We start from the raw sequence: 7,912 nt of genomic DNA, 5'->3' as shown, positions 1-7,912 counted from the left end.
GGCAATGCTGGTGGTCAGATCGGTATATCCACCGCTTTGGGTAAAGGACACCATGGCCTGTCGCCAGTTGGGACAATCGAGGTGGAGGGCTGCACAGGCGGCAGCATCGGCGGACGCAAAGCTCGGATCAAAGTAGGCTGTTTTGCTAATGCGATCGCGCACCCAAGGATTTTTCAACACCTCTGTTCCTAGATAGGCAAGGGGAGTCAGCAGTGGCCCGCTCGGCCCTTTGGCAAACCCTGCACTGTCAATTAACACCAGTTGCTGTACACAGTCGGGATAGGTCAAGGCAAAGTCAATGGCCGCTGCACCTCCCATGGATGCACCCACGACGATCATGGGGCGCTGGATCAGAGCCTGCCAGGCGGCATAGAGATGGAGCTTGATATGCGCAGGCGTGATTGCTAGCCCTGGGGGACGTTCGGTAAACCCAAAGCCGAGGAGATCGATCGCCCAGGTTTCATGATGCTCCGCCAACAGCGGCAGCAGACGGCGAAACTCCATCACCGAGCTATCAAACCCGTGGAGCAACAGGATGGGAAGGCCTTGGCGATCGCCCTGGTGTACATAGCCGGTGGTGATGGGAGTGTCTAAAAGCGGGGTGGCGATCGCCTGCTGTTGAATTTGCTGGGCCAGGGCAATGGAGGTTGCTTCGGTGAGCTGCTGAACGCGGGATGAGAGAAACCGGGGAAACATAGATAACGGAACATCATGGCATAGGGGATACAGCCTGCTGGCTGCCCTTCTATGATGCCATTTCTGGATGCCATTTCTGCGTAATTGCCGCTATGGGCTAGCGCCTAACGCTACGGCTCCTTGGGGGGAGGACAATCGGAGGCATCGGCTAACACCACGCGATCGCGACCGGTCATCTTGGCACGGTATAGGGCCATGTCGGCCGCCCAGATCAATGCATTACCGGTCTTGGCATGGTCAGGAAAGGTTGCCACTCCAGCCGACACGGTAATATTTCCCAGAGATTTACCTTGATACTTCATGGTGAGATAGCGCGTATCGTGGCGTAATCGCTCTGCTCGCCGGTAGGCCGTCGCTTGATTAGCGTTCGATAACAGCAGCAGAAATTCCTCCCCGCCATAGCGACAGGCAATGTCTGTACTGCGGATAAATCCCTTGAGAAACACACTAAAATCCCGCAGAACTTGGTCGCCCGCTAGGTGTCCATAGGTATCGTTAAAGCGTTTGAAATAATCAATGTCTACCATAATAATGGCGACAGAGACGTTGCCATGGCTAGCTCGGTGCAGCATATTAGCCAACATTTTGGTCATATAGCGGCGGTTGTATAACCCGGTGAGCGGATCCAGCAGGTTTTCCTGTTCTAGGGTATCCAACCGCCGCAGGGTGGATAGAGACAGCGCCAGGTGGCGGGCCACCATCTCGGCCCGCTGGCGTACATCCGGCTGCAGTGGTGGCGGCTGGGGAAAGCGCAGGGACAAGACGCCAATGGTCTGATCCGCCACCCGCAGCGGCAAACAACAATGAACCCATCGATGGGAGGAATCACGGCAGGTTGAACAGGCTTGGGTGCTTTCTTCTAGGTTTTTGGGGGGAGATTGAACCGCCCAGCAGTGCTTAGCGAGCAGACAATCGCTACGGTAGGACGTGTTCCCCCAAAGCGCGAGGGATTCAAAGACTTGGCAATCGCCATCGCACAACAACACCCAACCGCTACTGTCGGGAAACAGTTGGGGCAACACTTGCACAATCACAGTGCCCGCCTTGCGGATCGATGCCCCTAGCTGCAGTTCATAGTTGAGGTGTTGTAGAAGCCGCAGGTATAGATTTTGTTGCTTGACGTCGGTTAATACCGGCGAGGGCACTAATGCCTGCATCGGCTGCGACTGCTGGGCGGCTGGGGGAATTCGCCAGGTGGGTTCTGCGGGGCGATCGCCCACCAGTCCCACAATTTCATGGCTGAGGATGCGCAACAGTTCCATGATCCGAGGCGAAGCAGGTTGGGGTTGGGTATCCAGCACCGACAATACTCCCATCAGCCCTAAGCGATCGCCCATTAGGGGAATGCCGGTGTAGGCACGGAGGTAGGGCCGGCTAGCAATGTGGGGCAGGCGATAAAACTGGGGCTCCTTTGACGCATCTTCAATGTGCAACGGCTGGGCCTTTTTATGCACCAGATTATCAAAGACCAGCGAATGCGGTATCTGGTTATAGGGCGTGATCGGCCAACCCTGTTGCGCAACCAGGCAAAGGTGATCGCCTTGGCAAAAGGTTATCAAGGCCATGGGGCATTGACAGAGTTCTGCCGCCAAACCCACCAGCCGATCTAACTCGGTTTGTACGACAGAACAGTTATCCAACTCTTTGGCCTGCGGACTGTTCTGGGCGACTAAGTCTGCACTTACCTTGGGATATTGCGTCATAGAGAGGAAAAGAGCCTCGCTCAATACAGCCAAGACGAGCTTTCCTAAGCGTGGTCTTTAGGGACATTGCTTAGAGTTGTCCTCATCTGTTTCGGTACAGCTCAGATACAGCTAACCCAAGAATCGACCCATGCGATCGAGAGCCCCCTCAAGACCGGACTACTTCTAATCTACTCAATGGTCATCCTTGGAGAACTGTGATCCGTCAATCTGTGATCTGTCAATTTGCTTCTAGGCTCTGTCTCGACTGCTTCGTAAACGCTGGATGATAAGTGTCTAGCATCTCTGGCGCATACTATGAGTGTGAGGAGAAGGTGCTGTATGTATTACTAAACCTTGGTGCGATGGAACTCAACGATCTGAACCCTGGTGGTGACCTAGAGAGATGTACGTAGAGGCATCTGTTTTCGATACGGCGCTATCTGTATCAATTATGGTTGATATAGAAGATCAGTTATCGATGACAGGCATAAACGACACTCATTCTCTAACCATAGGATCTCCCATCCCCTGCCCGCCATAATATAGACAATTTGTGACATCATCGTGGAGATTCTCAACGTCCATTTTTTGCATCACGGATTTAACCCATGAAAGCGCTTCATCAACCGGGTGATGTGGTTAGCGATCGCTACCAAATCGTGCAAGAACTGGGGCATGGTAGCAGTGGCACAACCTACGAAGCGAAGGATCTCACGACCCATCAATCGGTGGCGCTGAAGGTGGTGTCGTTGCTGGCGACCACGGACTGGAAAGTGCTGGAACTCTTTGAGCGAGAAGCTCAGGTGTTAGCCAATCTTGACCATCCGCAGATTCCTAACTATATCGACTACTTTAATGTCGATTCGGCGAGCGATCGCATGTTTTATCTAGCCCAAGAACTCGCTGTGGGTCCTTCTCTCCAAGCAAGGGTGGAGCAGGGATGGATAGCTACGGAGGAGGAAGCCAGGCAGATTGCAGCTCAGGTTCTAGATGTGCTGTGTTACTTACATCAGCGGGTGCCGCCGGTCATCCACCGCGATATTAAACCCGCCAACCTCATCAGCCGCAAGGATGGCAGTATCATGGTGGTTGACTTTGGGGCCGTCCGCCACGTTTATCGCAACACCCTGACCATGGGCATGACTTTTGTGGGTACAGCGGGCTATATGCCCCCGGAGCAATTTCAAGGACGGGTGCGCCCTGCTTCTGATCTCTACAGTTTAGGAGCCACGCTAGTGTTTATCCTCTCGGGGCGATCGCCCGATCGCATCCCTCAAGCCCGCATGAGGCTAAACGTTCAGCCCTACGTGACGGTCTCGCCGCCCTTCCTGCGCTGGCTAGAACATCTGCTGGAACCGGCCCTAGAAGATCGCATCTCCACCGCTGCCGAGGCCTTAGACCAACTCCAGCAGGTCGATGCTCCCAAGCCTCGGGTGCCGGCTACCCTCAACTATCATCCATCCCTGGATGCCCTAGAGCAGCGTCCTCCCTCTGCCAACATCGTTCAGTATGAGCGATCGCCCCATCGCATCTATGTACGCATTCCCCCGGCACGATTTCGTTCCGGAACCTGGTTTAGCATTCTATTTTGGTCCGTCTTGGGCGGTCTGCCGCTGTTAGGAGCCCTGACCTCTATTGTTGGTGCTTTTTTTTCCATGATCGTCAGTGGGCCATCCGGCATTTTGCCCTTCTTCTTTAGCTGGCTTTTTCTCCTCAATCCATTTACCCTGATCAGCGCGGCCATGCTGTTGATCCTATGCACCCATGAAACCCAGCTAGAGATTGACCACCAGACCTTTAATCTCAAGTTTTCCTGTGCTGGATACACCTACCGACACTTGATGGGAGAAACCCGTCGCCTCCGGGGTGTTGTTCGCCGCCATGCTTACTGCACCCTGCTCTATGGGGTGATTCCTTACTACTTTGGTGGCTCTCTGCACCCTGAGCAGCAAGACTGGCTCGTTGGCCAGCTTGCCGATTTTGTGCAGCAGGCCAACAACCCCGACGCTACGTCTCGATAGCCTACGCCTTTACCCCTGCTGATACCCTATGCGTGAATCTCTTCATAGCTTGGGCGATTGCGTCGCCGATCGCTACCAACTCACCCGTCTCCTAGGCCAAGGCGGCATGGGCAGCACCTACGCGGCGGATGATTTAGCAACCCAGCAAGCGGTGGCCATTAAAGTCGTCTCGCTGCAGCAATCTGCCGACTGGAAAACCCTAGAACTTTTTGAACGGGAAGCCAAGGTGCTGCAAAGTATTGACCATCCTCAAATTCCCGACTACCTTGACTATTTTCATGTCGATACCGAGAGCGATCGCCGCTTTTACCTCGTGCAAGAGCTAGCGCCGGGGGTCTCCCTAGCGGATTGGGTGGCTCGGGGCTGGCGTACCGATGAAGCTGGGGTGAAAGACATGGCTAAGCAACTTCTCGATATTTTGAACTACCTGCACTGGCTGACGCCACCGGTGGTGCATCGAGATATCAAACCCCGTAATGTACTGCGCTGTGACGATGGTCGTCTGTATCTTGTGGACTTTGGTGCAGTGCAAGCCGTCTACGGCAACAAGCTCACCCACGGTGGCACCTTTGTGGGCACCTATGGCTATATGCCTCCGGAGCAATTTCGCGGCAAGGCCTACTTCGCCTCCGATCTCTACGCCCTGGGGGCAACCCTGATGTTTGTGCTCACGGGGCGATCGCCTGCGGATTTACCCCAGCGCCGCATGACGATTGACGTGCGCGACTGCGTCCATGTCTCCCCTGGCTTCACCCATTGGCTGGAGAAAATCCTAGAGCCAGCCGTGGAAGACCGGTTTCACTCTGCCCAGGAAGCCCTGACGGCCCTGCACCTGCCTGCTCCCAAGGCGATCGAGGTGGTGCCCCGCACGCTGCGCCCGGTTGGCAGTCGTCTAGCGATCGCCCGTCAGCCTGATCGCCTCGATATTCAGATTCCGCCACCCCGACTGAAAACAGCGATCGCCCCCGTCTTAATCATCACGGGGCTGCTGCTGGCGATCGCCCTCAGTCTAGATTTTTACCTCGGCGCTATCTTACTGCTGCTGCTGCCCTTGTGGATTCTCGCCGCAGGGCCCAACAGTCGTCGCACGCTGACCCTCACCCGCGAGGCCTTTACTCGGGAATGGCAAGGCTTTGGGCTGAACGGGCGTTATATTGGCAGTTGCGATCGCTTAATCGATGATTCGGCTAGTTCCCATTCCTTATCGCTGCCAGCGGCATTGCTGGGTACCCCTTTCCAGCAGCGGCTATGGCTGTTGGGACTCACCGCCGCCGAACAGCAGTGGCTAGCGGCGGAAGTTAAGGCGTTTGTTCGGGATTTGGGCTAATGCGTTCGTGGTAGAGGCGCACAATCTGGGCCGTCACATCCTCAATGGTCAGGTGATCGGTTTGTAGCTCAATGGCATCATCGGCTTTACGCAGGGGGGCAATCACCCGAGTACTATCCTTGCGATCGCGTTCATAGATAGACTGCTCCAGATCATCCAAAGCTGGTGTGCCTTGACCTTGGTTCTTGAGATCCTGCTGGCGGCGACGGGCCCGCTCCTGCACTGAGGCGGTGAGAAACAGCTTGAGCTCAGCATGGGGAAAGACATGGGTACCAATATCCCGTCCTTCCATAATCACGCCACCCTGGCGGCCATAGCGCTGCTGCTGCTGCACCAAAGCCTTGCGGACATAGGGCTGAGCCGCGATCGCCGACACTTGATCGGTCACCTCTGCTGTACGAATGGCTTGGGTAACATCGTGACCGTTGATCTGCACCTGACAGGCCTGGGCCACATCGGGTGACGGCAGCAGTTGAATCTCGCATTGACTCACCAATTCAGCGATCGCTGCTTCATCCTGGAGATCCAAGCCCTCATGCAGCGCCAGCCAGGTCACCGCCCGATACATGGCCCCCGTATCCAAATACAGCAAACCCAATTCCTGGGCCACCCGGCGCACCACCGTGGACTTGCCAGCTCCGGCCGGGCCATCAATGGCCACGATGGGAGCGCGGTTCCGCAGCAACAGATTATCGATCAAACGCGTTGAGCCAATCCGGGCAGCGATCGCCACCAGACCCACGTCATCAATCTGATCAAGGGGAGCCATCGTCCGAGGATGCACTAAGTCTATATATTCCGGCTGCACCCCGGCGTCGGTCTCTAGGTCTTGCTGCACCGCTGCCAACAGGTCGTCCCGTTGCCGCACTCCTTGGCGGAACTGTGCCTCAGCCCGTTGCAAACTACGGTAGAGTACAGCGGCCTGCGATCGCTCTTCCTCGGATAGGTACTGATTGCGAGAGCTATAGGCCAAACCCGAAGCCTCGCGCACAATGCTACAGCCGCAGATGTCCACGGGTAGATTTAGATCGGCCACCAGTTGGCGAATGATGGCAAGCTGCTGGGCATCTTTCTGTCCAAAATAGGCGCGGTGGGGCTGCACAATATTCAGCAACTTGGTGACCACCGTGGCTACGCCCTCAAAGTGACCGGGCCGGGCCAGACCACATAGCCGATCCACGAGCGATCGCGGCGGGATCACCTGGGTGAGGCGATCGCCCGCCGGTTCTTCACCATAGAGATCGGCTACCGTTGGCGCAAAGATCAAATCTACCCCTGCTGCGGCACATTGGAGGCGATCGCGGTCTAGGGTTTTGGGGTACTGCTGCAGATCTTCTTGGGGGCCAAACTGGAGGGGATTGACGAAAATGCTGACCACCACCACGTCATTGTCGCGGCGCGCCCGGTGGATCAAGCTCATGTGTCCCTCGTGCAGCGCGCCCATGGTGGGCACCAGGCCAATGCTCAGGGGTAAGGGCTGAGCCTCTAAGTCTGGTGCGGCTTGACGATAGGCATCCAAGGCACAGCGTAAACCCACCACGGTAGAAAACAGGCGCACCATAACCCCCCGATTGTTACTCAATATGTATCCTTACAAGATGCTACACGGTCGATCTAAAATCCTAGGGTGACCCGTGCCAAGTTTAGGTAAATCAGCACGCCCAATACGTCTACTACCGTTGTAATAAACGGAGCTGACATCAGGGCCGGATCCAGCTTGAGAGCTTGGAACAAAAATGGTAAGGCTGACCCCGACACAGAAGCGAGGACGGCAATGACCACTAAGCTACCACCCACTGCGATCGCTACCGGTAGATTGCCTTGCAGCCAAAATGCCCAAACGGTCACCATACTTCCTAGCATCAGCCCCAGCAATGCACCGGCGATCGCCTCTCGCCAAATCACCCGCCAGGCACCCGATCCGATAATTTCATCGGTATTTAAACCACGAATGACCACCGTAGACGACTGTGCGCCGACATTACCGCCCGTGCCCACCAGCAGCGGGATGAAAACGGCCAGCACCACCACCTGCTCTAGAATATCTTGCTGGGATTGGATCACCGCACTGGTGGCCGTATTCGTGACTAGTAGAATCAACAGCCAAGCCACCCGTCGCCGCGCCACTGTCCATAGATTCGTTTGAAAGTAATCATTGGCTCCCGTCTGCACGCCACCTAGGG

Annotated in this window: 6 protein-coding genes; 2 read left to right on the top strand and 4 right to left on the bottom strand. The window is 55.8% G+C overall.

Annotated elements, in window-relative coordinates:
* Positions 1–696 (bottom strand): alpha/beta fold hydrolase (locus tag V6D20_01705; GenBank protein HEY9814511.1); only part of this gene is annotated, 696 nt, incomplete at its 3' end.
* Positions 697–806: 110 nt separating this feature from the next.
* Positions 807–2,399, bottom strand: coding sequence for a diguanylate cyclase (locus V6D20_01700; protein ID HEY9814510.1), 1,593 nt, complete (start codon positions 2,397–2,399; stop codon positions 807–809).
* A 590-nt stretch (positions 2,400–2,989) separates the two neighbouring features.
* On the opposite strand from V6D20_01700, the gene V6D20_01695 reads away from it, so the two are divergent.
* Both V6D20_01695 and V6D20_01690 read left to right on the top strand, forming a co-directional pair.
* Complete coding sequence (locus V6D20_01695; protein HEY9814509.1) at positions 2,990–4,402, top strand: serine/threonine-protein kinase; 1,413 nt, start codon at positions 2,990–2,992, stop codon at positions 4,400–4,402.
* Between the two features lie 28 nt (positions 4,403–4,430).
* The gene (locus V6D20_01690; protein HEY9814508.1) at positions 4,431–5,729 is read left to right on the top strand and encodes a serine/threonine-protein kinase; all 1,299 of its coding nucleotides are present in this window, start codon (positions 4,431–4,433) and stop codon (positions 5,727–5,729) included.
* Here the strand turns inward: V6D20_01690 and V6D20_01685 are convergent.
* On the bottom strand, positions 5,701–7,311 hold the full coding sequence (locus tag V6D20_01685; GenBank protein ID HEY9814507.1) for a bifunctional pantoate--beta-alanine ligase/(d)CMP kinase: 1,611 nt from the start codon (positions 7,309–7,311) through the stop codon (positions 5,701–5,703). The genes V6D20_01690 and V6D20_01685 overlap by 29 nt on opposite strands.
* A gap of 32 nt (positions 7,312–7,343) precedes the next feature.
* Positions 7,344–7,912 (bottom strand): magnesium transporter (locus V6D20_01680; protein ID HEY9814506.1); only part of this gene is annotated, 569 nt, incomplete at its 5' end.

The sequence above is a fragment of the Candidatus Obscuribacterales bacterium genome (assembly GCA_036703605.1).
In the GTDB taxonomy this organism is placed as follows: Bacteria; Cyanobacteriota; Cyanobacteriia; order RECH01; family RECH01; genus RECH01.
Note: the sequence above shows the minus strand (reverse complement) of the source record. Positions and strands in the feature narration are given on the sequence as shown.